22 protein-coding genes are annotated in these 24816 nt (G+C 69.4%); 14 read left to right on the top strand and 8 right to left on the bottom strand.

What is annotated here, in order from left to right; translation table 11 throughout:
* Positions 1-49 precede the first annotated feature (49 nt).
* Entirely contained in the window at positions 50-994 is a 945-nt protein-coding gene (locus ACSSVZ_RS05505) for a LysR family transcriptional regulator (protein WP_453968786.1), read from the bottom strand.
* 120 nt (positions 995-1114) lie between these two features.
* Between ACSSVZ_RS05505 and ACSSVZ_RS05500 the strand changes: the two genes are divergently transcribed.
* The 5 genes from ACSSVZ_RS05500 to ACSSVZ_RS05480 all read left to right on the top strand — a co-directional run bounded on the left by ACSSVZ_RS05500 (position 1115) and on the right by ACSSVZ_RS05480 (position 5821).
* Entirely contained in the window at positions 1115-1699 is a 585-nt protein-coding gene (locus tag ACSSVZ_RS05500; protein ID WP_453968785.1) for a carboxymuconolactone decarboxylase family protein, read from the top strand.
* Positions 1700-1722: 23 nt separating this feature from the next.
* A complete protein-coding gene (locus ACSSVZ_RS05495; protein ID WP_453968784.1) occupies positions 1723-2199 on the top strand; it encodes an OsmC-related (seleno)protein in 477 nt (158 codons plus the stop codon).
* Between the two features lie 250 nt (positions 2200-2449).
* Positions 2450-3517 carry a C4-dicarboxylate TRAP transporter substrate-binding protein gene (locus tag ACSSVZ_RS05490; RefSeq protein ID WP_453968783.1) on the top strand — a complete coding sequence of 356 codons (1068 nt, stop codon included), beginning with the start codon at positions 2450-2452 and terminating at the stop codon, positions 3515-3517.
* A 382-nt stretch (positions 3518-3899) separates the two neighbouring features.
* Positions 3900-4475, top strand: a complete 576-nt coding sequence (locus tag ACSSVZ_RS05485; RefSeq protein ID WP_453968782.1) for a TRAP transporter small permease subunit — start codon at positions 3900-3902, stop codon at positions 4473-4475.
* Positions 4475-5821 carry a TRAP transporter large permease gene (locus ACSSVZ_RS05480; protein WP_453968781.1) on the top strand — a complete coding sequence of 449 codons (1347 nt, stop codon included), beginning with the start codon at positions 4475-4477 and terminating at the stop codon, positions 5819-5821. Before ACSSVZ_RS05485 ends, ACSSVZ_RS05480 begins: the two co-directional genes overlap by 1 nt.
* Positions 5822-5859: 38 nt before the next feature.
* Here ACSSVZ_RS05480 and ACSSVZ_RS05475 read toward each other — a convergent pair whose 3' ends face one another.
* Positions 5860-6228: a response regulator transcription factor gene (locus ACSSVZ_RS05475; RefSeq protein WP_453968780.1), complete on the bottom strand. Its 369-nt coding sequence runs from the start codon at positions 6226-6228 to the stop codon at positions 5860-5862.
* A 230-nt stretch (positions 6229-6458) separates the two neighbouring features.
* Here ACSSVZ_RS05475 and ACSSVZ_RS05470 point away from each other — a divergent pair, with 230 nt between their 5' ends.
* Both ACSSVZ_RS05470 and ACSSVZ_RS05465 read left to right on the top strand, forming a co-directional pair.
* Complete coding sequence (locus ACSSVZ_RS05470; protein WP_453968779.1) at positions 6459-7139, top strand: helix-turn-helix domain-containing protein; 681 nt, start codon at positions 6459-6461, stop codon at positions 7137-7139.
* Between the two features lie 185 nt (positions 7140-7324).
* Complete coding sequence (locus ACSSVZ_RS05465) at positions 7325-8998, top strand: PHA/PHB synthase family protein (RefSeq protein WP_453968983.1); 1674 nt, start codon at positions 7325-7327, stop codon at positions 8996-8998.
* Positions 8999-9054: 56 nt separating this feature from the next.
* On the opposite strand, the gene ACSSVZ_RS05460 is transcribed toward ACSSVZ_RS05465, so the two are convergent.
* The gene (locus tag ACSSVZ_RS05460) at positions 9055-9426 is read right to left on the bottom strand and encodes a phasin family protein (protein ID WP_453968778.1); all 372 of its coding nucleotides are present in this window, start codon (positions 9424-9426) and stop codon (positions 9055-9057) included.
* A gap of 317 nt (positions 9427-9743) precedes the next feature.
* Between ACSSVZ_RS05460 and ACSSVZ_RS05455 the strand changes: the two genes are divergently transcribed.
* The 3 genes from ACSSVZ_RS05455 to ACSSVZ_RS05445 all read left to right on the top strand — a co-directional run bounded on the left by ACSSVZ_RS05455 (position 9744) and on the right by ACSSVZ_RS05445 (position 12644).
* Positions 9744-10436 carry a CBS domain-containing protein gene (locus ACSSVZ_RS05455; protein WP_453968777.1) on the top strand — a complete coding sequence of 231 codons (693 nt, stop codon included), beginning with the start codon at positions 9744-9746 and terminating at the stop codon, positions 10434-10436.
* Positions 10437-10731: 295 nt separating this feature from the next.
* Positions 10732-12036 carry an Nramp family divalent metal transporter gene (locus tag ACSSVZ_RS05450; RefSeq protein WP_453968776.1) on the top strand — a complete coding sequence of 435 codons (1305 nt, stop codon included), beginning with the start codon at positions 10732-10734 and terminating at the stop codon, positions 12034-12036.
* 113 nt (positions 12037-12149) lie between these two features.
* On the top strand, positions 12150-12644 hold the full coding sequence (locus ACSSVZ_RS05445; RefSeq protein WP_453968775.1) for a ferritin: 495 nt from the start codon (positions 12150-12152) through the stop codon (positions 12642-12644).
* Here the strand turns inward: ACSSVZ_RS05445 and ACSSVZ_RS05440 are convergent.
* A complete protein-coding gene (locus tag ACSSVZ_RS05440) occupies positions 12602-13420 on the bottom strand; it encodes an IclR family transcriptional regulator (protein ID WP_453968774.1) in 819 nt (272 codons plus the stop codon). The two genes, ACSSVZ_RS05445 and ACSSVZ_RS05440, sit on opposite strands and share 43 nt — an antisense overlap.
* 226 nt (positions 13421-13646) lie before the next feature.
* On the opposite strand from ACSSVZ_RS05440, the gene ACSSVZ_RS05435 reads away from it, so the two are divergent.
* Together ACSSVZ_RS05435 and ACSSVZ_RS05430 are read left to right on the top strand one after the other, a co-directional pair.
* Positions 13647-14486, top strand: coding sequence for a VOC family protein (locus ACSSVZ_RS05435; protein ID WP_453968773.1), 840 nt, complete (start codon positions 13647-13649; stop codon positions 14484-14486).
* Between the two features lie 43 nt (positions 14487-14529).
* Positions 14530-16185, top strand: coding sequence for a bifunctional 3-(3-hydroxy-phenyl)propionate/3-hydroxycinnamic acid hydroxylase (locus tag ACSSVZ_RS05430; RefSeq protein WP_453968772.1), 1656 nt, complete (start codon positions 14530-14532; stop codon positions 16183-16185).
* A 72-nt stretch (positions 16186-16257) separates the two neighbouring features.
* Here the strand turns inward: ACSSVZ_RS05430 and ACSSVZ_RS05425 are convergent, their stop codons facing one another.
* Together ACSSVZ_RS05425 and ACSSVZ_RS05420 are read right to left on the bottom strand one after the other, a co-directional pair.
* Positions 16258-17226 carry a 2-hydroxyacid dehydrogenase gene (locus ACSSVZ_RS05425; protein WP_453968982.1) on the bottom strand — a complete coding sequence of 323 codons (969 nt, stop codon included), beginning with the start codon at positions 17224-17226 and terminating at the stop codon, positions 16258-16260.
* 100 nt (positions 17227-17326) lie between these two features.
* Positions 17327-18547 (bottom strand): MFS transporter, encoded by a 1221-nt coding sequence (locus ACSSVZ_RS05420; RefSeq protein WP_453968771.1) that lies wholly within the window; start codon positions 18545-18547, stop codon positions 17327-17329.
* Positions 18548-18688: 141 nt separating this feature from the next.
* Here ACSSVZ_RS05420 and ACSSVZ_RS05415 point away from each other — a divergent pair, with 141 nt between their 5' ends.
* On the top strand, positions 18689-19852 hold the full coding sequence (locus ACSSVZ_RS05415; RefSeq protein ID WP_453968770.1) for a sensor histidine kinase: 1164 nt from the start codon (positions 18689-18691) through the stop codon (positions 19850-19852).
* 189 nt (positions 19853-20041) lie between these two features.
* Positions 20042-20296: a hypothetical protein gene (locus ACSSVZ_RS05410; protein WP_453968769.1), complete on the top strand. Its 255-nt coding sequence runs from the start codon at positions 20042-20044 to the stop codon at positions 20294-20296.
* 131 nt (positions 20297-20427) lie between these two features.
* On the opposite strand, the gene ACSSVZ_RS05405 is transcribed toward ACSSVZ_RS05410, so the two are convergent.
* The gene (locus ACSSVZ_RS05405; protein ID WP_453968768.1) at positions 20428-21585 is read right to left on the bottom strand and encodes a diguanylate cyclase; all 1158 of its coding nucleotides are present in this window, start codon (positions 21583-21585) and stop codon (positions 20428-20430) included.
* 200 nt (positions 21586-21785) lie between these two features.
* Positions 21786-24539, bottom strand: coding sequence for a hypothetical protein (locus ACSSVZ_RS05400; RefSeq protein WP_453968767.1), 2754 nt, complete (start codon positions 24537-24539; stop codon positions 21786-21788).
* Between the last annotated feature and the right edge of the window lie 277 nt (positions 24540-24816).

Raw genomic sequence — 24816 nt, 5'->3', positions numbered from 1 at the left:
TCGCGCCGCGGCGGCAGCGACCGCCTCGGCGCGGCGGCAGGCCGGCCGGTCAGCTGCGGGGCGCGGCGACGGGGGTCCAGATCCCCTGGCGGGCCAGTTCGCCGGCCAGCTCCTGCATCAGCACCTGCACCCGTTCGACGATGCCGGATGGCTGCCGCTGCCCATCGAACGCCACGCTCCAGACGATCCGCATCCCGTTGATCGGCCGTCCGGCGACGGCCCCGTTGGTGAGCTCCTCGACGACGGCGCAGCCCGGCATCAGAGCCACGCCGATCCCCGCCTTGACCAGCTCCACCATCAGCGTGCGCGAGTTCACCTCGGCGGCCAGATGGACGCCCAGCCCGTAGCGGGCGTTCATCCTTGTCAGCCAGTGGCGCATGAAGTTGCCTTCCGGGTGCGCCACCATGGGCTGGCCGGCGAGGTCGCGCCACTCCAGCGTCGCTCGTGCCGCCAGCGGGTGGTCCGGCGGCATCACCGCCAGCAGCTGCTCGGCGGCGATCGGCGACGTATGCAGCTTGCCGCGCCGGGTCTTCGGGCTGACCAGGATGGCGAGATCCAGGTGCCCCTTCGACAGGCCGATCTCCATGTTCTCCGAAATGTCCTCGGTGATCGCCAGCGTCACGCGCGGATGGCGCTCGGCCACCAGCGCGACGAGCGGCGTCGCGAACACCCGCGAGGTGGAGATCGGCAGCCCGATCCGGACGCGGCCGCCGGGATCGGCGTCGAAGTCGCTCAGCTCGCGGACGGTCGCCTCGTGCAGGTTCACCATCTCGCGCGCCCGCTCCACGAAGATCTGGCCGGACTCCGTCAGCCGCACCCCGCGCTTGCCGCGATCGAGCAGCCGCGAGCCGTAGGCCTGCTCGAGCGCCTGCACCGACCGGCTGAGCGCCGACTGGGACACGCCGAGCCGTTCGGCCGCCGCCGTCAGGTTCCGCTGCTCGGCGATTTCCAGGAACCGGTAGAGATCGCTGACGCTCTCGTCCGATCTATCCATGCGTACCTCGCATCATAATCATCTCTGAATTTGCGTTTTTAGCATGAAAGCGTGGCGCTACAATCGATTGCAGCACGACACGACCGGCCATCGGGCGGCCGGAAACGGAAGGACATGGTCATGGCACCGCGTATCGAACCCCTGAGCGACGCCGAGGCGAGCGGCACCCAGCGCCTGCTCATCCAGACGGCCGAAGCCAACGGCGCTCCGGATCCGCTCTGCGCCCGCATCTACGTGCGGGCCGAGGCCGGCCGCAACTGGCTGCGCCACTGGAACGAGCTGCTGAACGGCGGCGTGCTGCCGGTGCCGCTGAAGGAGATGTGCCGGGTGCTGATCTCGATGAAGCACTTCTGCGGCTACTGCTCCACGGTGCGCTCGCGGATCGCCCAGGAGGCCGGCCTGACGGAGGAGAAGCTCATGGCCACCATGGACTTCGAGGCGAGCCCGCTGTTCGACGCGCGCGAAAAGGCGGCGCTGCGCTTCGCCACCGCCTTCAAGGCGGGCGACGACGCCATCGACGACGACGCGGTCTATGAGGATCTGAAGCGGCACTTCAGCGACGAGGAGATCGTCGAGCTCGGCCTCGTCTGCGCGGAAACCGACGGCGTCGGCAAGTTCGCCCGTTCGCTGCAGATGCGCACGTGGGGCGAGGCCTGCGAGCTGCAGCCGATGCTGCGCGGGCTCGACACGATGGAAACGGCCTGACGGGGGCCACGGAGAACCGCCAGATGTTCGAAGTCATCTTCGATGCCGAGGGCGTGGCCGTCGGCAAGATGCGCAACGAGGTGACGCTGACGGCGAGTTCGCCGTTCAAGAGCGTCAACGTGCTGGCCACCGACGAGGGGCCGTTCCAGGGCGGCGAGGGCACCGCCCCGACGCCGCTCGAGTATTTTCTCACCGGTCTCGTCGGCTGCCTGATGACCCAGATCCGGGTGTTCTCCCGCAAGATGCGCATCGAGGTCTCGGACCTGAAGGTGCACTGCCGGGCGGAATGGACGGCCGAAAAGGGTGAGCTCGGACCCTACGAGGGCTTTCCGCGCAGCTTCAGCGTCGACGTCGACCTCACGTCGGGGGCGCCGGCCGAGGACGTCGCGCGGCTGGTCGAGGCGTCGAAGCGCGCCTGCTTCGTCGAGCAGACCCTGGCCGTGTCGAACACCGTGGCCCACCGGCTCCGGATCAACGAAGGAGACTGGACCGACGCCTGACCGGGCCGAAATGGCACGGCGAGCGAGAGGGGGAAGGAAACAGGGCGCTGACCGTCGGTTCCGGGATGGCCGGGAAGGCTCCGCGGAAAACGGTCCTCGCAACGGCCGGGCGCAGGTCCCGGTGCGAAGATGTCCGCATCGGACATTTTCGGCCTTGGCGCATCGGCGAACCGGCAGCAGGCTGATCGCGGGCGTGCTGAGCGGTCACCACGAAAAACGAAAACAAGACGTCAAAACGGGAGGAGAACGCATGCGAAACCTTAGGAAGTTTGGGCTTGGCCTCGGCCTCGCGGCGCTGATGACCGCGCCGGCGGCCGCTCAGGAGACGATCAACCTGACCGTGGTCTCCGGATTTTCGCCCAGCGTCGCCGCGGTGAAGATGCTCCAGGAGAGCTTCATCCCGACGGTCGACGCCGAGCTCGCCAAGTCCGGCGACTACAAGATCAACTGGCAGGAGGCGTTCTCCGGCACGCTGGCCACCCCGGGCGGCGAGCTGGAAGCCGTGCAGACCGGCCTCGCCGATGTCGGCGTCATCGTCACCGCCATCCACGCCGACAAGATCCCGCTCTACCTGATCGGCTACGTGACGCCGTTCACCACCACCGACATGGTGCTCGTCCACAACGTCGTCGACGGGCTGGTGGAGAAGTATCCGGCCTTCAAGGAAACCTGGGACAAGTTCGACCAGGTGACGCTGTCGGCGTCGGGCATCGCCGACAACTACATCATCTGCTCGTCCAAGCCGATCGAATCGGTGGACGACATCGACGGCCTGAAGATCGGCGGCATCGGGCCGAACCTGCGCTGGGTGGAGCCGATCGGCGCGGTCGGCGTCAACGCCAATCTCGGCAACTTCTACAACATGACCCAGACCGGGGTGACCGACGCGATTCTGGTGTGGGGCGAGTCCGTCGTGTCGCTGAAGTTCTACGAGGTGTGCCCGTACTACTTCAACGCCAACCTCGGCGGCGCCAACACCTACGCGGTGAACGTCAACAAGTCGAAGTGGGAGCAGCTTCCGGAAGAGGTCCAGGCGGCCCTCAAGACGGGCGCCGAAGCCTACAGCGTCGCCATCGGCGAGTTCGCCGCCGAGCTCGGCGAGAAGGCCATCGCCACCTTCAAGGAAAGCGGCGGAACCGTCGTCGACATCGACGAGCAGGAGCGCCTCGACTGGGCGGCCGAGCTGCCGAACATCGCCCAGGAGTGGGCCGAGAACCTGGAAGCCAAGGGCATTCCCGGCAAGGCGATCCTGCACGACTACATGGAGGCGATGCGCGCGGCCGACCAGCCGATCGCCCGCCAGTGGGACCAGAACTAGCGCCCTGTCCGCTCAGGTCCGTGATCCGACCGGAAAGGACCGGTTCGAGGGGCGAACCCGGGGCCATGCCTCGTCGATCAGGCGCGCTGCCTGATCGGAGACGGCCCCGGGTTCGTCCCGGGCCCGGGCGGCCACAGCCGTGTCGTCGGTCGGCACCGCGTTCGGATCGCGCCGGTCCGAGCGCGCCGGTTCTCCAAGCGCTTGCATTCACAGCCGTTGCCCCGTGCGCTCGGGCGCCGCCGCCTGATCGGCTCCGGGGGAGGCGGATCGACCGGTCCGGCCATCCGGTGGCCCGGACCGGCTTTCGCCGATTGAGATCGAGGCTATTCTCTCCGTCCGGGCCCGCTCGGGCCGGACCGGGATGACAGATCGGGGAGGAACGATGTCCGGGCCATCGCACGACGCTGCCGGGGAGGACTCGTCCCGGGATCACGCCGGCTACGTGCCCGGCCTGACGCCCGCCGTCACGGGCATGAACGCCATCGGGGCCGTGGTGGTCCTGTTGATGGCGCTGCTCGTCAACGTCGACGTCCTCGGCCGCTGGCTGTTCAATTCGCCGCTCGACGGTGCCGTCGAGCTCACCGAGATGGGCATCGTCGCCATCGTCTATCTGCAGCTCGCCCACGCCATCGCCGTCGGCCGGCTGACGCGGTCGGAGATGCTCCTCGATCTCACCGAGCGCCGGATGCCGCGCCTCAACCTCACCCTCCGGACGGTCTTCAACCTGATGGGCGCCTTCGTGCTCGCCGTCATCGTCTACGGCCAGCTGCCGCGCCTCGTCAGCGCCTGGGAGAACGGCTTCTACAAGGGCAATCCCGGCGTCTTCCAGGCGCCGACCTGGCCGCTGGAGGCGATCCTGCTGGTCGGCGCGATCTTCGGCATCGTCCAGTTCGGGGTGCTCGCCTGGCAGAACGTCGCGCTGATGCGGGCGCTGAACGCGACCCCGGGGCGGACGTGATGGTCCTGGCTCCCCACGAACTCGGGCTGATCTCGATCGGCGCCATCGTGCTCCTGATCTACGCCGGCTCCTACATCGCCGTCGCCCTGTCGATCGTCTCCTTCGTGCTGGTCGCGGTGCTGCGGAACGATCCGGCCATCGCCGTCCACCTGCTGACGCTCGCCGCCGCCGATAGCATCGCCAGCCAGACCTTTGCGGTGATCCCGCTGTTCGTGCTGATGGGGCTGATCATGAGCGCGTCGAACGTCGGGCGCGACGCCTACGACGTGGCCGACCATTTCCTGCGCTCCATCCGCGGCGGGCTGGGGCTCGCCACGGTGACGTCGAACGCCGTCTTCGCCGCCGTCACCGGCGTGTCGATCGCCGCCGCCGCCGTGTTCACCCGGGTCGCCGTGCCCGAGATGCTGCGGCTGGGCTACCATCCGCGCTTCGCGGTCGGCGTCGTCGCCGGCTCGTCGGTGCTGGGCATGCTGATCCCGCCGTCGATCCTGCTGATCATCTACGCCATCCTCACCGAGCAATCGATCGGGATGATGTTCTACGCCGGCATCGGCCCGGGCATCCTGCTGTCGGCGGTCTACTGCGCCGGCATCATCGGCATGGCCTATCTGACGCCGCGCTTCGTCTACGACGTGGACGGCCGGTTCTCCGACAGATACGCAGGCGCCGAGCGGCCGCGGCTGTCCGCCGGCGAACTGGTCCGCAAGGCCGGGCCGCTGCTGCTCCTCATCACCATTGTGCTCGGCGGCATCTACGGCGGCGTGTTCACGCCGACCGAGGCCGGCGCCGTCGGCTCGCTGGCGGCGCTTGCCATCGCGGTGGCCCGGCGCAGCCTGACGCTGAAGAGCTTCTGGACCGTGCTCCTGGAGACCGGCCACATCACCGCCTCGGTGTGCTTCCTGATCATCTCCGCCACCATGTACAGCCGCGCCCTGACGGTGGCCGGCGTGCCGTTCTGGCTGTCCGGCCTGGTCAGTGGCGACGGCAACAGCTTCCTGATGGTGATGCTGATCTACATCGCGGTGATCCTGCTGCTCGGCACGATCATCGATTCCGTCTCGATCATCCTCATCATGGTGCCGCTGTTCCTGCCGATCCTGAACGGCATGGGCGCCGACATCGTCTGGTTCGGCATCGTCACCATCATCTCGGTGGAGATCGGGCTGCTGACGCCGCCGCTCGGCATGGCGTGCTTCGTCATCAAGGGATCGCTGCCCGACGACCGCATCAAGCTCGGCGACATCTTCGCCGGCGCAGCGCCGTTCGCGCTGATGATGCTGTTCGTGGTGGGCCTCCTGCTGAGCTTCCCGGACCTCGTCTACATCGGCCGCTGGTTCGGGCAATAGAGCCTTGTCGGTCAGGTGGGCTCACCTGACCGCACGCTCTAAGTCCGTTCGCCGGCGAGCCGGCCGAGAGTGTCCAGCAGCGCATCCACGTCGATCGGCTTTTCCAGGAAGTCGGCGGCCTTCAGGCGGGCCGCCTCGCGCCGCATCTCGTCGGTGGCGCGGGCGCTGACGACGATCGCGGCGAACGCGCCGCCGGCAAGGCGGAGGCGGTCCAGCGCCTGCAGCCCGCTCATGCCGAGCAGGTTCACGTCCAGGATCAGGCAGGTCGCGGCGTCGAGCCCGCCCGCGGAAAACAGCGCCTCGGCGCTCTGGAAGGCCGAGACCGCGTAGCCGTCGAGTTCCAGCACGGTGCGCAGCGCCTCCCGCACCGCCGCGTCGTCCTCGACGATTGCGATCGGCGGCTTCACGGGCGCCGGCTCCGGCCGGCCGGGCGTGCCGGCGGGAAAGTCAGCATGGGCAGGTCCCTCCCTGGCGGCGGCCCCGTCGGTCCGGGCCGATGGTCTTATGCCGGCTGCCCGGCCAAAATTCGAGGTCCGGCACGCTACGTACGCACAAACACCTACGAAGTATGCCGAAGTATCGATCGTTCCCCGCCGGGCCCATATCGAAGGGGTCCGACGCAGGAGGGGGTGGGGTCATGCTGCACGCGCACGCTTCAGATCGGCAGGGCGTCGTGCCCCGGGCCGGCTGCCTGGCTGCAACGCCCGCCGTCCCCGACGATGCCCTCGGCCAGGCGCTGGAGGAATTCGGATCCCTCATCGCCGTCGAACGCAACGCCGAGATCTTCGCCCAGGGCGAGCCGGCGACGCATCTCTACAAGGTCGTTTCCGGGGTGGTGCGCACGTGCGTCTATCTCGAGGACGGCCACCGGCAGATCGGCTCGTTCCAGCTGCCGGGCGACGTGTTCGGCTTCGAGCCGCGCGAGCGCCACGGCTTCTCGGCGGAGGCGGTCGGCCCGTGCCGGGTGATGCGGGTGCGCCGCGCCGCCCTGGAGATGGCCGCCGCGCGGGAACCCGAGCTGTGCCGGGCCATGCTCGCCTGCACGTTCCGGTCGATGGAGCGCCTGCGGTCGCAGGTCACGCTGCTTGGCCGCAGGAGCGCGCTGGAACGGGTGGTGGCGTTCCTGCGCGCCCTGTCGGAGCGCCAGCAGCAGCCCGCCGTCATCGAGCTTCCGATGTCGCGCCAGGACATCGCCGACCATCTCGGCCTGACCATCGAAACCGTGTCGCGCACGATGACGCAGCTGCAGGACCTCGGGCTGATCACGCTCGACGGATCGCGGCGCGTCCGGGTGCGCGCGCGCCGGCTGGCGGCATAGGGCATCGGCCTCCGGACCGGGCCCTGTCGAACGTCCGGCGCTTCGTCCGAGGCGCCACCCCGTTTGGAGTGCAGAGCGTGACCTCGTCTTCCCCGACCCTTCCTTCGGCTTCGTCCGCTCCGGCGGATCCGCTCGACGCCTTCGCCGAGACCATCGACCGGGCCTCCCACGCCGCGGTGGCGCGGATGACCGGCGGCCTCGCCCCGGCGGGGCTGTCGGAGGCCTTCACCGACTGGGCCGTGCATCTCGCCTCCGCACCGGGCAAGTCCGTGCAGCTCGCCGGCAAGGCGGCGCGCAAGTGGAGCCGGTTCGCCGACTTCGCGGGCCGCAGCCTGCTGGCGGGCGGCTCGGGCGCCGCCGGCATCGAGCCGCTTCCCCAGGACAAGCGCTTCGCCGACCCCGAGTGGCACGCCTTTCCCTTCAACCTGATCCAGCAGGGCTTCCTGCTGCAGCAGCAGTGGTGGCACAACGCGACGACGGGCGTGCCGGGGGTGTCGCGCCACCACGAGCAGGTGGTCGAGTTCGCCACCCGGCAGGTCCTCGACATGGTCTCGCCGGCCAACTTCATCGCCACCAACCCAGTGGTCCTCAAGGAGACCGTCGAGACGGCCGGCGCCAATCTGGTCCGCGGGCTCGGCAATTTCCTGGAGGACTGGCAGCGCGAGGCCACCGGCCGCCCGCCCGTCGGCGCCGAGGCCTTCGTGCCGGGCCGGACCGTCGCCGTCACCCCCGGCAAGGTCGTCTACCGCAACCGCCTCATCGAGCTCATCCAGTACGAGGCCGCGACCGGGACCGTGCATCCCGAACCGGTGCTGATCGTGCCGGCCTGGATCATGAAATACTACATCCTCGACCTGTCGCCGGAGAACTCGCTGGTCCGCTACCTCACCGGCCAGGGCTTCACGGTCTTCATGATCTCCTGGCTCAATCCGACCGCCGACGACCGCGACCTGTCCATCGACGACTACCGGAGGCTCGGCATCGGCGCGGCGCTCGACGCGGTCGGCGCGATCGTGCCGGGCCGCAAGGTGCACGCGACGGGCTACTGCCTGGGCGGCACGCTGCTGTCGATCGCCGCCGCCGCCATGGCGCGCGACGGCGACGACCGCCTGAAGACGGTGTCGCTGTTCGCCGGCCAGTCCGACTTCGAGGAGGCGGGCGAGCTGACCCTGTTCATCTCGGAAAGCCAGGTGCGCTTCCTGGAGGATCTGATGTGGTCGCAGGGCACCCTCGATTCCAAGCAGATGGCGGGGGCGTTCGAACTTCTGCGCTCCAACGACCTGGTCTGGTCGCGGCTCGTGCATTCCTACCTGATGGGCGAGCGGGCGCCGATGTCGGACCTGATGGCCTGGAACGCCGACGCGACGCGGATGCCGGCGCGGATGCATTCCCAGTATCTGCGCGGGCTGTTCCTGCAGAACGACCTGTCGGAAGGCCGCTTCGAGGTCGACGGCCGGCCGATCGCGCTCTCCGACATCCGCGCGCCGATCTTCTGCGTCGGCACCGAACACGACCACGTCGCGCCCTGGCGGTCGGTGTTCAAGATCCACCTGTTCTCCGACGCCGACGTCACCTTCGTGCTGGCGAGCGGCGGCCACAACGTCGGCATCGTCGCGCCGCCGTCGAGCCCGAAGGCGCACTTCCGGATCCGAGAGAAGAAGGAGCAGGCGCCGTACGTGGATCCCGACAGCTGGCTGGAGCTGGCGGAGCCGCGCGACGGCTCGTGGTGGAGCGCCTGGACCGGATGGCTCGCGGCGCAGTCGGCGGGCGAGCCGGTCGCGCCGCCCGCCCTCGGCAACGCCGCGGCCGGCTATCCGCCGCTGTGCGACGCCCCCGGCACCTACGTGCTGCAGGAATAGGAGAAGGGGGGCGTGGCCATTGCCGCGCCCCTGACCTGTCGTGCCGGCCGAAAGCCTCAGGCGGTCTCGCGGGTCACCACCGCCTGGGATTCCTGGGCGAGCTTGGCCGATTCCGCGCTGAAGTCGCCGATCGCCTCTTCCACGAATTCCGACTGGGCATCGATGGCGTCGGCGATGGATCCGCACTTGGCGAGCTGGTCGCACAGGTTGGCCTGGGCCGCGAAGCGGCGGCCGGCGAAGCGCATCATCTCGGCCGTCATGGTCATCGGCACGTCGATCATCATCGTCTTCCAGACGTCCGCAAACGGGGCGCGGGAGGCGAAGATGTCGCCGTAGGGACCGCCGAAGGCGAACGCCTTGGCGAACGGGCCACCGAAGTCGAGGGTGTCCTTGAACGGGTTGCCGACGTGGTGCGGAGTGTCCGACATGGGGATGATCCTTCGGGTCGCGGCGGGATTGATGCGCAACCGTGCATCGCACTCGCCTGGAACGCATTGATCGGTGTCAACGTTCCGGGCGTGCCGTGTCACGGGCGCCGTGCGCCGCACCCCGCGGGCCTTTGGCCCTGCCGTCCCGGTCGGCCCCTTGCAGGGGCGCGCGGCCGGACGCACGTTCAGTGGAGGCGATGGCCCGGCCGGCGGCATGCGGTGCCGGACTTGACGTTGCGCAAGGCGGCCACGGCCGGAAGCGTCGACAAACAGACGAACGGCCCCCTTTCCGGGGGCGAACAGGGAGAGGCAGGACCATGAAGGTCGGTGACATCATGACCGTGGGCGCGGCGACCGTTTCGCCGGACACCACGATCGGCCAGGCGGCGCAGCTGATGCTGGAGCATCACATCAGCGGCATGCCGGTGGTCGACGCGGACAGCATGCTGATCGGCATGGTGACCGAGCGCGACCTCCTGCGCCGCACCGAGCTCGGCACCGAGCAGGAGCATCGCCACTGGATGGAGCTGGTGATGAGCGCCGGCACGCTCGCCGACGAGTACGTGCGGGCCCACGCCCGCAAGGTCTCCGACGTGATGTCCCGCGACGTGGTGACGGTGGCGCCCGACGCCGAGCTGTCGGAGGTCGTCCGGCTGATGGAAGAACACGGCTACCGCCGCCTGCCGGTGGTCCGCGACGGCAAGGTGACCGGCATCGTCTCGCGGTCGAACTTCCTGCGGGCGCTGGTGCGCCGCGCCGATCCCGCCCCGCCGGTCACCGTCGACGATCTCGGCATCCGCAACCACATCGTCGACGAGATCCACCGCCACGGCTGGGTGCCGTCGTCGACCATCGACGTGACCGTTCGCGCCGGCGCCGTCGAGCTGAAGGGCGCGGTCATCGACCCGCGCATCAAGGATGCGCTCCGGGTCGCGGCGGAGAACACGCCGGGCGTGAGGTCGGTCGACGACCAGGTCGAACTCGTCCCGCAGATGCCCGGCTGGATCTGATGCGGCCAGTCGGTTGCCGCGCGGCCGAAGGTCCGGCCGCCGGCAACCCGTGCCTGGAGCGGCCGGACGCGGCGTTGCCGGCCGCCATCGCCGCAGGTCGGTTGTCCACAGGCCTCCGCGCCGGCCGTCATCAAAGTATCAAGAAGAAAATTTTCGCCATGTACAGTGTAGAGATGGAATAATTATCAATTCATCGCGTCCTGTTGCCTGAAATCCTTGCGGCTGTTACTGGCCGCCCCAGGCAGGCGACTTGGGGGTTGCGATGGGGCGGGACGACGAGGGTAGGCGGCAGTCGGTGGAAATTCTGCTGCCCCGCGGCGAGGCGTTTCCGCTCGAGCAGAAGGTCGTGGTCACGCGGCCCGCTTGGTGGCGGTTCTTCGGCCCGGCCTTCATCATCTCCATCGGCTACTTCGATCCCGGCAACTGGGCAACCGACCTGCAGGCCGGCAGCCAGTTCGGCTACACGCTGCTCTGGGTCCTGTCGCTGAGCTGCCTGATCGGCGCGCTCGTGCAGAATCTCTGCTCGAAGCTCGGCATCGCCACCGGCAAGGACCTGGCGCAGCACTGCGCCGACCGGTTCCCGCCCTGGGCGGCCCGCATCTTCTTCGTCTCCGCCGTCCTGTCGATGATGGCGACCGATCTCGCCGAGATCATCGGCGTCGCGGTCGCGCTGCACCTGCTGTTCGCGATCCCGATGTGGGCCGGCGCGATCATCACCGCCGTCGACGTGTTCCTGATCCTGCTCCTCAACCGCTGGAGCTTCCGGGCGATCGAGACGGTCTTCCTGGTGTTCCTCACCAGCGTCAGCTCGATGTACGTGATCGAGCTGTTCATGAGCGATCCGGACTACGGTGCGGTGGCGCGCGACAGCATCCTCCCGAGCGCCGATATCCTCGACGCCAGCGCGCTCTTCATCGCCGTCGGCATCATCGGTGCGACGATCATGCCCCACAATCTCTACCTCCATTCGCACCTGGCGATCTCGCGGGTGCGGGAAGGGCTGGCGTCGCCGCGCACGCTCTATCGCTGGTCGCTTTGGGACACCAACATCTCGCTGACCTTCGCCTGGTTCGTGAACGCGGCGATCCTGATCGTGGCGGCGGCCGTCTTCCATCCGATCTACATGAAGACCGGGACCGTCATCGAATCCTTCGACGACGCCTACAAGACGCTCGTGCCGATCCTCAGCCAGGGGGCGGGGCTGATCTTCGCGATCGCGCTGCTGGTCGCGGGCGTCGCCTCGTCCACATCGGCCACGCTGGCCGGCCAGGTGGTCTTCGAGGGCTTCCTGAAGATGCCGAACGTGAGTCCCTTCCTGATCCGCCTCGGGACGCGCAGCGTGACCATGGCGCCGGCGCTGGTCGCCATCTTCATGAACGCGCCACCGGTGGAGATCCTGGTGTGGAGTCAGGTGGTCCTGTCGCTGCAGCTGCCGTTCGCGATGCTGCCTCTGGTCCTGTTCACCGACGACAAGGCGACGATGGGATCCTTCGCCAACCGCCCGTGGATCCGCATCCTGCTGTGGCCCACGACCGTCATCCTGCTGATCCTCAACGTGGTCGTGCTCGGCCAGACGGTGGGCTGGATTCCCGGCGGCTGAGGCCGCCGGACCCGCGCGTCTGCCAGCCGTTTCGACGCCCGCCCCTCCGCCGGGCGCCGGCCCCTCGCGGGCCTGTCGCGGGAGATTGCCTCGGTCATTCGGAGAAGCGCCCCATGGCGAAAGCAGAGCTTGCCAGGAAACTCAACGATCTCCTCAACGGCGAACTCGCCGCACACAACACCTACCTGCAGATGGCCGCCTGGGCCTGCGGCCACAATCTGGAAGGGGCGAAGGCCTTCTTTCTCGGTCACTCCGCCGAGGAGCGGGTCCACATGCTGAAGTTCCTCGATTATCTCGACGACCTCGGTGCGCCGATCGCCATCAAGGCGCAGCCGTCGCCCGACATCAATGCAACCAGCATCCGCGAGGTGCTGGAGCGCTTCCAGACGGAGGAGCAGGCGGTTTCGCGCAACATCTTCGCGGTGATCGAACTGGCCCGCAGCGAGCACGACTACGCCACCGACCAGTTCCTGCAGTGGTTTGCCGGCGAACAGCACGAGGAGGAGAAGCTCGCCCGCGCCGTCCTCGACAAGCACGACCTGATCGGCGAGGGGCCGAACTCGGCCTACCTGTTCGACCTGGAGCTTGCCCGGCTCGCGGCCGCCTGACCGGCGGGGCCTGTCGCCGGTGGCTCGCCCGCCCGCCCCCGGGCGAGCGCCTCGGCCAGCTGCGCCGAGGAGGCCGACAGCAGCGTGACGAGGCTGCGTTCGGCTGCCGGCGTGAGGTCGCTTTCGCGCACCACCAGGCTCAGGCTCGCCACCGTCTGGCTGTCCGGTTCGCGGATCGGTACCGCCAGCCCGGCGAGGCCCGGGTCGATCTCGCCGCGGGCGACGCAATGGCCCTGGCGGCGAACGAAGGCGAGCGACTTGCGGAAGCGGGTGCGCTCCGCCTCGTCGCCGGCAAGGTCGGCCGTCCGGCCGACCAGCTGCTTCAGGCGGCGCGCCGGCAGGTCGGCGAGGATGACCTTGGAGGTGGCGCCGCGCAGCAGCGGCATCGGCCGGCCGCGCTCGTAGCTCGACCGGAAGGTCGGCCCGCCGGCGGCCGCGTCGGCCACGCACATCACCGTATCCCCGTAGAGGCTCGCCACCAGGCCGACGCACGCCATGTCGGCCCGCCCGACGAGGCTCGACAGGATCGCCGTGCCCTCGATCGTCAGCGGATCGGTGAGCCGGATCAGCCGGTCGAACTCCAGGAACGCGGTGCCGAGCCGGTAATGCGCCTCGCCGGCGGGGGCGAGGAAGCCGGCCGCCACCAGCGCGCGCACGCTGCGGTAGACCGTGCTCGCCGGCGCGCCGAGCCTGTCGGCGACGGCCTGCACGGTCCACGCGGGCGCCTCCTCGTCGAACAGGTGCAGGATCGCCATGAAGCGTTCCAGTCCGGCCAAATCGGTCTCCCATGGCTGCCGCGCCACTCTGACGGGAAGGGCCGATTCTAGAGCCTTTTCCGATCGGGTGGAATCACCTGATCGATCAGAAATGGCTCCAGATTCAATATCTTGAGCAGTTCCCTTTCGGTCGGGTCGCTTCGATCGGGACGGGAACTCGGACGGCGCATATTTACATAATTATCAGTTTTTGATAATTATGTCGGATAACACGAAGGATCCGGCCATGACCCTCACCACCGTGCACGCTGGCGCCTACCTCCATCACGTCGCATTCGAGAGCGACGATCCCGAACGCCTTGCCCGCTTCTATGCCGAGGCGATGGACATGCGGCTGGAGGCGGTCGGCGACGGCCAATGGCGTTGCGAGGGGCCGGCGCGGCGGTTCGTCGCCCGCAAGGGAAGCGCCCGCCAGCTCGCGTTTGCCGGGCTCGCCTGCCGCGACGCGGACGGCCTTGCCGCCATCCGGGCGCGGGCGGAAGCGGAAGGCATCGCCATCGAGGCGTCGCCGTCGCCCTATTTCGAGGACGGCGCCTTCGGCGTGCGCGATCCGGACGGCAACCTGATCTGCTTCGGGCTGGCCAGGCCCCAGGCCGACGGCTTCACCGGCCTGCACGCCCCCACCCAGCATCTCACCTTCGCGAGCTTCGACGTCGAGGCGTTCCGGGCGTTCTACTGCGACCGGCTCGGCTTCGCGCTGTCCGACCGGGTGCTGCATCCGGGCGGCGAGATGGCGACCTGCTTCGTGCGCTCCAACCACGAGCACCACACCATCGCCTGCTTCAAGTCGGACCGGCAGGGCGTCGACCATCACAGCTACGAGGCCGGCACCTGGGACACCATCAAGGACTGGTGCGACCGGTTCGGCGGCCTCGGCATCGAGCTCATGTGGGGGCCGGGGCGGCACGGGCCGGGCAACAACCTGTTCGCCTTCATCGCCGATCCCGACGGCAACTGGATCGAGATCTCGGCCGAGCTGGAGGTGATCCACGACCGGCCGTCGAAGGACTGGCCGCAGGGGCCGCGCACCCTCAACCTGTGGGGCCGTGCGATCATGCGCTCCTGAGCGTGCCGGTGCAGGCCCGCGCTCCCCGTCCGAAGGTCCGGTGATGGCTGACACGACCACACTGCCGGAAGCGACCGACGTCCTGATCGTCGGTGCCGGCCCGACCGGGCTGACGCTCGCCAACCTGCTCGGCGGCTACGGTGTCTCCACCGTGCTCGTCGAGCGCAACGCCGGCACCGTCGACGAGCCGCGGGCCGTCTCCATCGACGACGAATCCATGCGCACCATGCAGGCGATCGGCCTTGACGGCGCCGTGGAGGCGATCGTCGCGCGCGGCTACGGGTCGCGCTATTTCGGGCCGAACCGCGACCTGTTCCTCACCGTCGATCCGGTGTCGCGGGACTACGGCTTCGACAAGCGCAACGGCTTCCAGCAGCCCGAGCTCGAAGCCGTGCTCGCCGCCGGTCTCGCCCGCCACGCCACCGTCACCGCCGGCTTTCGCACCGAGCTCGTCGGCTTTTCGCAGGACGGGACCGGCGTCACGGCGCGCCTGCGGCGGGCCGGGGCGGACGGGGAGCACAGCGTCCGCGCCGCCTATCTGGTCGGTGCCGATGGCGGGCGGTCCTTCGTGCGCAAGCAGCTCGGGATCGGGCTCGTGGGATCTTCCTTTTCCGAGCGCTGGCTGATCCTCGACCTGGCGCAGACCTTCAACCGGTTCCGCCACACCGAGGTCTACTGCGATCCGGTGCGCCCCTGCATCACGCTGCCCGGCCCGGACGGGATCCGCCGCTACGAGTTCATGCTGTTCGACGGCGAGGACGACACCGTCGCCGAGGACGACGCCTTCGTGCGCGGGCTGATGGCCGCGGTCGGCCCCGACCGCGACGCGCCGATCCGCCGCTCCCGGGTCTACACCTTCCACGCCCGCCTCGCCGAGCGCTGGGCGGAGGGCCGGGTCTTCCTCGCCGGCGACGCCGCCCATCTGAGCCCGCCGTTCGCCGGCCAGGGCATGAACAGCGGCCTGCGCGACGCCCACAATCTCGGCTGGAAGCTGGCCGCGGCCCTGAAGCGGGACCGCGACGGGACCGGCGCGCCCGGTCCGTCTGCACCGTCGTCCGATCCGCACTCTCCAGCGGTCGTCCGGCTGCTGGCCTCCTACGAGACCGAGCGGAAGCCGCACGCCTGGTCGATGATCGAGCTCGCCCTGACGATGGGCCGGATCATGACGCCGTCCTCGCGGGGGCGGGCATGGGCGGTGCGCGCGGGCTTCCGGCTCCTCGGCGTCTATCCGCCGGCGCGCGACTACCTCTCCCAGATGCGCTACAAGCCGCCGCCGCGGCTGACCGGCGGGCTGATCTGGCCGGACGGCCGCTCCCGGAAGGCGACGCTGGTCGGCAAGCTGTTCCCGCAGCCGGTGGTGGAACGGCCCGACCGGACGCGGCTCCTCCTCGACGCGCTGATCGGCAACGCCGCCTGCCTGATCGTGTTCTCCGACGCGCCGGACCGGACCCTGCCACGCGCGACACTCGCCGACGCGGAGGCGGTGGGCCTCCGGGTGATCGGTCTGACGCCGGAGGGCATGAACCCCCAGGCCGCCGACTTCACCATCGTGCGCGACGCGTCGCGGCACCTGAGCGGCAAGGCGCACGCCAGCTATCGCGAGCACGCGATCCTGCTCCGGCCCGACCACTACGTGGCGGCGACGGCACCGATCGGCGAGGCGGCGGCGCTGGTGCGCACGGCGCGCGATCTCGCCTGAGCGTGCGCACCCGAAAAGCGCAGGAACGCGCAGAAAAACACCCGAAATGCGCAGATCGGTGCGGCGCGCGTATCAGCTGCGCACGGCCTCAGCGTTGACGCAGTTCGCCAGCGCTTCGCCGGCCCGCAGCCGCCGGACATTTTCCGCAAACGCCGCCGAAATCCCGGCATAGGAGACGTCGGTCACGCCGGCGATGTGGGGCGTGGCGACGACGTTCGGCAGCCTCAGCAGCGGCGACGCCGGGTCCAGCGGTTCGGTGGCGAACACGTCCAGGCCGGCCCCGGCGATGCGGCCCTCGGCGAGGGCGGCCGTCAGCGCGTCCTCGTCGACGAGCCCGCCGCGCGACGCATTGATCAGCACCCCCTCCGGCCCGAGCCGGTCCAGCGCCGCCCGGTCGATCATCGCCCGCGTCTCGGCCGTCACCGGCAGGCACAGAAACACGATGTCGGCCTCCTCGAGCAGCTTCGGCAACGCCTCCATGGTGCCCACCCAGGCCATCCCCAGCCGCGCCGCCTGGGCTGGATCTTCCGTGCGCTTCACGGCGATCCGGCGCATCCCGAAGGGGCCGAGCCGTGCCGCCACCGCCTCGCCGATGCCGCCGAGGCCGACGATGCCCGCCGTCTTGCCGAGGAGCGCGCGGCCGGCCGGCTTGCCCCAGCTGCCGCCGGCGCGGATGTCATGGACCGACACCGGCAGCAGGCGCATGACGGCGATCGCCGCCATCACGCACCATTCGGCGACGGACTCGGCGTTGCCGGTGCCGGCGGTGGGCACGTTGGCGACGGCGATGCCGCGCTCGGTCGCCGCCGCCACGTCGACGCCCTCCAGCCCGGAGCCGAACTGGTGGATCAGCCGCAGGCCGGCGATGCGGTCCATCAGCGGCCCGTCGACGCGCGTCATCGCCGGGATGAGGATCTCGGCTTCCGCGCCGTCCTGCCGCAGCACGCCGCCGTCGATCGCCGCGATCTGCGCGTCCGGCACGGCGTCGCCGAGATGCGAACGCGCCGCCTCGAAGCCGGCGCTGGCGAAGATGATCGACATGGAGGTCACGGGCGGGCTTCGGCTCGGGTCGCGGAGAGGAACGGTGCGGCCAAGTCTATCACCGGCCGCGGCCGCCTCAATGCCCGGACCTTCGGCACCCTCACGGCGCCGATGCGATGCGGCCGAGCCGCGGCCCCAGCGACCACAGCAGCAGCGTGGCGAACACGGTGTAGGCGGCCATCACCAGATACTGCGCTTCGAGGCGGACGCCGGCGTCCAGCAGGACGCCCATGATGGCCGGGGCGAGCGCGGTGGAAAACACCATGGCCGCGAAGGCGACCGAGCGGATCGCGCCGAGATGGCGGACGCCGAAGAGTTCGGCCCAGAGCGCGCCGATGAGGGTCTGCGCCGCACCGTTGGTGACGGCCGCGAGCGCCATGAACACCGGGGCGGCATAGAGGGAATCGGTGAGCGCCAGCACGGTCACGCCGACGGCCAGCGGCAGCAGGTAGGTGGGGAGCAGCTGTCGTGCCGTGAAGCGGTCGATGAGGGCGCCGCTGGCCAGCGCCGTGGCGACGCTTGCCAGCGCGTAGACGGGAAACCACGCGGTGAACCAGGCGAGCGTCCACCCCTTGGCGGCCACCAGGGTGGCCTGGTGGAAGAGGATGCCGGTCACGACGAACGGCGGTGTGACGATGCCGGCCAGCAGCGCGTAGAAGACCGGCTGCCGCAGCACGTCCGCGCGGGTCCAGTGCCGGCGCGGCGCGGCCGGCGTGTCGGCGGTTTCGGCCGCCTCGCCGGGCGAGGGTTCGCGGCGGAGGAAGACCAGCACCAGCGGCACCGAGACGACGCACAGGAAGGCGGCGACGAGCTGCCACGTCTCGCGCCAGCCGACGGCGCCGATGAGGGCCACGGCGGCGAACGGCATCACCGCCTCGCTCGCCGGGAAGCCCAGCACCGCCACCGACATCATGCGGCCGCGGCGACGCACGTACCAGCGGCCGACGCCGGTCATCGCCAGGTGTCCGAGATAGCCCTGGCCGAACAGGCGCAGCCCGAAGAGCACCGGAAGCAGCACGAGGGCGGACGGGGCCAGCGACATGGCGGTCGCCGTCGCGGCGAGACCGACCAGCACGATCACCGCGAGCCGGCGGATCCGGAACAGGTCGGCGATCCGGCCCGACCACATGAGGACGGCGGCGCTCGCCAGCGTTGCGACCATGTAAAGCGTGCCGAACGACCCGTCGGTGAGCTGCAGTTCCTCCTTCAGCCAGGGTGCGAACAGGCCGATGAAATAGGTCTGGCCGAACGCCGAGGAGAGCGTCATGACGAAGGCGGCGGCAACGAGGGTGGCGGGGGCGCGCGTGCGTTGGATCGGCACGAAAGCTATGCTCCGGTTCGGGCCGTCGGACCGCGTGGTCGCGCGGCCGTGGTCTTGCCGCTCCCCCTATCCCGGCGGGGGCCGGAGGGGAAGAGAGTTGAGCAGACGCCGTCCCATGATCCGATCCGCACGATGCCGATCATGCCGTTGACCGGGACGTCGGGACGCGGCGGCCGCGCGGGGGGTGCCGGAGGGCCGGGGCCTGATCCGGCGACCGCGGAGGGCCGCGATGCTACCTATGCCGGGTTCGCCCGGATCACCTTCTGGCAGGCGAACCTGGTCGCCTTCGCGTTCTATGTCGTGTTCGCCTTCGCCGCCCGTGCGGTGTTCTACGAGAACGCCGGCCATGCCCTGATCCTCAGCGCGTTCCTCGATCCGCTGACGTTCGCCTACACGATCTTCCTGCGCTGGATCTATCTCCGCGAGCTCGCCTCGGGGGTACGGCTCACGCGGGCGGTGCTGCTGGTCATCGGCCTCAGCCTGGCGGCCGGGCTGGTGCTCACCGGCTGCGTCAACATCCTGCGCGCCTACGTCATCCTGACCGGCCGTTTCCACCAGGGCTTCGGCGGGCCGTTCATCCAGCTGTTCTTCTTCACCACGGTGTTCGTGAGCTGGTCGGTCGCCTGCTTCTGGCTGATGGCGCATTCGGAGATGCGGGCGGAGCGCCTGCGGCGGATCGAGGCGGAAGCGGCCGCCCTCGAGGCGGAACTGCACCAGCTGCAGATGCAGCTCGATCCGCATTTCCTGTTCAACGCCCTCAACACGCTGGCGGCGGAAATCCCCGACAATCCGGAAACGGCGCTGGAGATGAACCGCCTGATCGCCGACTATCTTCGCGGTGGGCTCGACCGCCGCGCCCAGGTGCTGTCGCCGCTTTCCGCCGAGCTGGAGCAGGCGCGCGCCTACGTTCGCATCCAGGCGCTCCGCTTCGAGGACCGGCTCGACTTCACCCTCGACGTCGACGATGCGGCGCTCGGCGTCCTGCTGCCGCCGCTGGTGCTGCAGGGGCTCGTCGAGAATGCGGTGAAACACGGCCTGACGTCGTCGCCGGGCCCGCTCCATGTCCGGGTCCGCGTGGCGGGCGACGAAGCCCGGCTCTCCATCGAAGTCGCCAACGAAGGCGTCTATGCGCCGCGCCCCGGTCCGGGGCGTGGTGTCGGTCTCGACAACACCCGCCGCCGGCTGGCGATCCATTATCCGGACCGGCACAGCCTCACCGTCACCCAGGAGGGGCGCGACGTGGTCGCGCGGATCCTCGTGGAGGGCGCGCCCGTCTTCTCGGACCTGAGCTCACGTCGGACGTGAGATCACGATGAAACAGGTCTGCTCGACCCTCGTGTCTTGGAGCGGAATGCCGGCGAAAATCGGCTTCCGCCGTTCCTCGTGCACGACGGCTCCCGCGGTCGCTTCGGGCGCTCCTTTCGACTTGCGCCGAGTTGGTCTAGACTCAGCCTTCGCCCTGCCGGATGAGGGCGTCAGGTACGGAGTGATCCGATGGTACCCGATCAGCGAAAGACCGACGGCGACGACAACCGGCCGATGGGCGGCCTCACGGGCGGCGCGTTCGCGGTCGGCGCCATGGTGCTCGGTGCGCTGATGGTCGGACGGCGGGCGCTGAGCTCGGCGCGGCTCCGCCGCCGCCGTGGCGCCGGGGATTCGCGGGCCGGCGAGCCGCGCAGCGCCGCCGATGCCCGCAGGCCGGGCAATGACCGCAAGCGTGGCGATGCCGACGACGGTCCGGCCGGATAGGCGCTGGGGATCCAGCTCGTCCCGGTCCAGAAGCCGATCAGGTGGAATCACCTGATCGTGCAGAAATAGACTTCAGAATCAATGGCTTGAGAAGATCTTGTCGGATCGCTTCGGTCTGGACGGGAGATGACCTAGCTGCGGCCTCGGTTCGGCTCGGTCCAGCACACTTGGTTGCGGCCGCCGTTCTTGGCCTCGTAGAGCGCCAGGTCCGCACCCAGCAGCAGGTCGTGCAGCTGCCATTCGGAGCCGCGCGGCGATGCGTGCACGCCGGCGCTGACGGTGCATTGCACGGTGCCGCTGTCGGTCTCGATCTCTTCGCGCTGGAAGCGCCGGCGGATGCGGTCGGCGACCAGGATCGCCTCGGCCTCGCCGGTGCCCGGAAGAACCACCGCGAACTCCTCGCCACCGATGCGCGCGGCCAGATCGGTGGCGCGAAGGGCCTGCCGGCAGATCACGGTGAAGCGGCGCAGCACCAGGTCGCCGACGGCGTGACCGTGGGTGTCGTTGACGTTCTTGAAGTGGTCGAGATCGAAGATGATGACGGCTGCCGAGTCATGGGTGCCGCTCGCGTTGCCGATGTCGAGCAGGGCGCGGCGGTTGAGCAGCCCGGTCAGCGCATCGGTCATGGCGTCGGCGCGGTGCTGGTTGGCGATCCGCTCGTGAACCAGGGTGAGCATGAGCGCCCCCATGCCGGTCAGTCCGAACAGGGTGACGATGCCGTTGACCGTTTCGAGCGCGGTCTGCGGGATTCCGAGGAAGTCCGGCTGCTCGAAGAGAAGAAGGTGCAGGCCGCACAGAAGGAACGTTGCGCCGATGGTCGTGGACAGCACCGCGAGGCTGGTCATGTAGACCCGGGTTTCCTTCCGGATGGACCAGAACACCGACGCCGCGTCCATCAGGCAGAGGAAGACCACGATGTTGAAGGCGGCGATCATCGTTCCCGGCAGACCGCTGACGGCGGGCGCTGCGATCGCGATCTCGGCGACGGCGATGCGCACCGCGCCGCCCCAGATGGCCAGACGCCGCCGCTTCAGGTGCATGGCGGTCATCCATCCGCCGACGGCGCCAACCGCCGTCGAGGCGGCCGCAATCCAGCCGATCAGCAGCGACGGGCTCTGCTCGTAGAAGCCGAAGGCCCCCATCGAGCCGACGAGGATCAGGGTCGCTATCGACCAGGTGAGCAGGAAGCGTTCTTCGCGGTGCGACAGCCATACGACAAAGGTGAGAACGGTCAATCCCGCGCAGGTGACACCGACCATCACGATGATTGTGCCAATGTCGAGGATCATTCGGATCCGTCACCCTTGAAACAGCATCGCGCGGGACCGGATCGATCGCGCGCGGCCGATGCCGCCCGGACTGGCGCGGGGCAGGGCCGACCGGAGCCGATCATAGCGCTTGCGGCTGTCTTGGACGAGGGCCGACACGACGCGAACTCCCGGGATAGCGACGTGCAAGAGGCGCGCGGGCGAAGCCGTCGCCGGGCGATCTAGTAGCGCCGCTGCTGGGGTTCGCGGGCGAAGCGGATCACGTTGAGGGCGCCTCGGGAATCCGGGGTGGAGGCCGCCTTGTCGACCGCTTCGAAGATCTGTTCCGCGGCGTTCCACTGGCCGAGATTGTAATGGGCATAGCCGCGCAGCAGCATCAGGTCGCGCTGCTCCGGCGCCAGGCGCGAGCGCTCGTCCAGGGCCATGATGGCGTCGGCGTACTTGCCGTCGCGGTAGGCGGCCAGCGCCCGCTGGGTGATCAGCTCGCGGGCGATCTCGGCGCGCCGGGTCCGGGGCTGCGGCGACTTGGTGGCGGCGACCGCGGCCTCGTTGGTCAGGTTGGAGGCCGCCTTGGCGAGGGTCTCGCCGTAGGCCGAGTCGGCGATGCGCTTGGCGTCGAAGGTGCTCGTATACGCCGCCTCGAAGGCCATCGCCGCTTCGACCGGCCGCTTCAGCTCCATCAGGCACCAGCCGCGGGCGAGCGCGTCGCCGCCGCGCAGCGCACCGCGCTTGATGGCGGCGTCGGTCAGGCCGACGCAGCGCTGGTAGTCGCCGCTGGAATAGGCGCTGCGGACCTGCGGCGACGCGTTTGGGGTGTTGTCGATCAGCCGGGTGCGGGAAGTGGCTCGGGTCGGCCCGGCCGGAAGGTCGGTGTTGATGGCGATGACGTCCGGGCCGCCGGTGGCGATCACCGTCGCGGTGGAGGTGTCGCTGCCCCAGTTTGGGGCGCCGCCGGTGTAGATGATCGCGCCGCCGCTGGACGCCTGGCCGGCGCGGGGCTGGTAGCCGCTGAACGAGGTGCCGGTCGAACCCGAGCCGCCGGCGTCGAAGGCCGCCGTCGGCTCCTCGTCCATCTGGAACGCCCCGCCGGGGGCCGCGGTGCTCGTGCGCACCGGTGCGGCGGTGGTCGTGCGCGTCTGCGTGGCCGCGGGGCGCTGGGCGACGGGCCGCGCCGAAGTCTGCGCCATCGTGCCGTCGCGCTGCGGCGTCGGCGTACGGCTCACGCGCTGGGGGACCGGCTCGGTGCGCTGGCGCGTTCCGGCAGGCGGGGTTGTCGTGGCGCGGTCCCGGGCCCGGGCCTCGTCGGCCTGGTCGCGGATGGAGGCCGTTCCGCAGTCGATCTGCTGGACGCCGCTCTGGAGCAGTGTTTCGTCCGGGTTCTCGGTCTGGCTCGGCGCTTCCGGCTGCACGCCGCTGCCGGTGCGCAGGCTTTCGACCGCCGGGTAGACGGTGCCCCATTCGTCGACCACCTCGTCGAATCCGACGGTGTCTCCCAGCCGCAGCCGCGCCAGCGCCAGGCCGAACAGCGCCGCCTCCGACGGCTTCCAGCCGGCAGACGTCACGAACCAGTCTTCGGCGCTCTGGAACTGGCACGTGTTGTAGGCGTACCAGCCGAGCGCCTGGGCGCCGTTGGGATCCTTCTGCTGGACGACCACCGGGGCGAACCGGGACACGGTTTCCTGGTCGATGGCATAGATGTCCTTGCCGGTCAGGAAGGTCGCCACCGCCTCCAGGTAGATGGCCATGATGTTCTTGGAGGTGTCGCGCCAGATGTAGGCCGCCTCGCGCGCCCGCGCCTCGTCGTTCATGGCGCGCAGCGACAGGATGAAGCCCTGGGCGGCTTCCACTCCGTGGCCGCGCTCCAGCGCGAAGCGGAACCACTCCAGCCCGTCCTGGGGGTTGTCGTGGCGGTAGAGATACCAGCCGAGCAGGGTGGCGTCGTTGGTGTCGCGACCGGTTGCGGCGTCCTTCGCCAGCACCTGCAGCTGGGCCTCCGGCACGGTGATCGACGGATCCTCGGCGGCCCGGCCGACGGCGCGGCGGATGGTGTTGAGCTGGACGACGGCGAACTCGTTCTCTCCGTCCGGGCCGGTGCGGCCGAACCTGAAGAGCTGCTCGAGCAGATTGTCCGGCAGCAGGTCCGAGGCCTTCTCGACGGTGGCGATGCGCTCCTGGTTGTCCTGGCAGTTCTCCAGGACGTAGGCATAGGCGTCATAGGCGCGCTGGGGCTTGTCGGTCTTGGCGAACGCCTCGGCGACGCGCCACAGGACGTCGACGTTGCCGCACACCAGCAGGGCCGAATTCTCCGAGGCGATCCGGATCACCGCCTGCCACTGCTCGAGCTTGGAGGCGTTGGTGAGCCGCTCGCGGGCTTCGGCCTCGTTCAACGCGTTGACCAGGGCGGTGGGGGCCTCCCAGTTCGGGTCGCGCTGCTGGCGCTGGGCAAGCAGTTCGCGCGCCTCGCCGAAGCGGCCTTCGCCGTAGAGGTTCCAGATCTGCTGGGTCTGCTGGTCCTCGCCGACCGGGTCGAGCAGGTTGGTCGGCGGCTCCCAGTCGGGATAGAGCGCGCGCAGGCGGCGCAGCTCCGCCTCCAGCCGGTCGACGTCGCCCTGGCGCGCGAAATAGCGCAGCGCGCTTTCGTCGGCGGCCGACGGCGCCGCGACCCGGGGGCGCGACTGGCTGGAGAAGGAAATCTGGTCCTGGGCGCGGGCCGGCAGCAGGAACTTGTCGGTCCCCTGGGGCCACGGGCCGATGTTGAGGAGGTATCCGACGACGAGCGCGCAGGCGGCGCCGATCATCATGTGGTGCTTGCGGCTGAGGCGCAGGCCGGCGTCGACCGGGTGCGAGCCGAATCCGTCGCCGGCGATCGCCGAGCGTAGACCGTTGAGGATCTGGGCTGTCGGCGTGTCGCGCGGAGAGCGTCTCAGCGCGTGCGGCTTCCACCTTTCTGATCCTGGCTCGTGGCCGGCACTCATTACATTTCCACTCCGACAGCCTCGGCGAGGCGGCTATCGCCCGATCCTTCGCATGCGTTTGAGCGCCGATTGTGCAGCACGACGGAGATCCTGCGGAAATCTCCTGGCCGACCATGCCGTGACACGGTTAATAGATCGTAAGAGGAGCGGTAAGAAGGGCCAAAAACTCGCGCCATTCCCGATTTTACCGCGATAGCAACCGGCCCTCAAAGCCAAGTTTTGTGCAATTGCCGCGCTTCCGGTCGATTGGTTAACAGACCTTGAAACCTTCCGCCGC

This window comes from Amorphus sp. MBR-141, assembly GCF_053628695.1.
The sequence above is the reverse complement of the archived record's forward strand: the minus strand, read 5'-3'. Positions and strand labels throughout refer to the sequence as shown.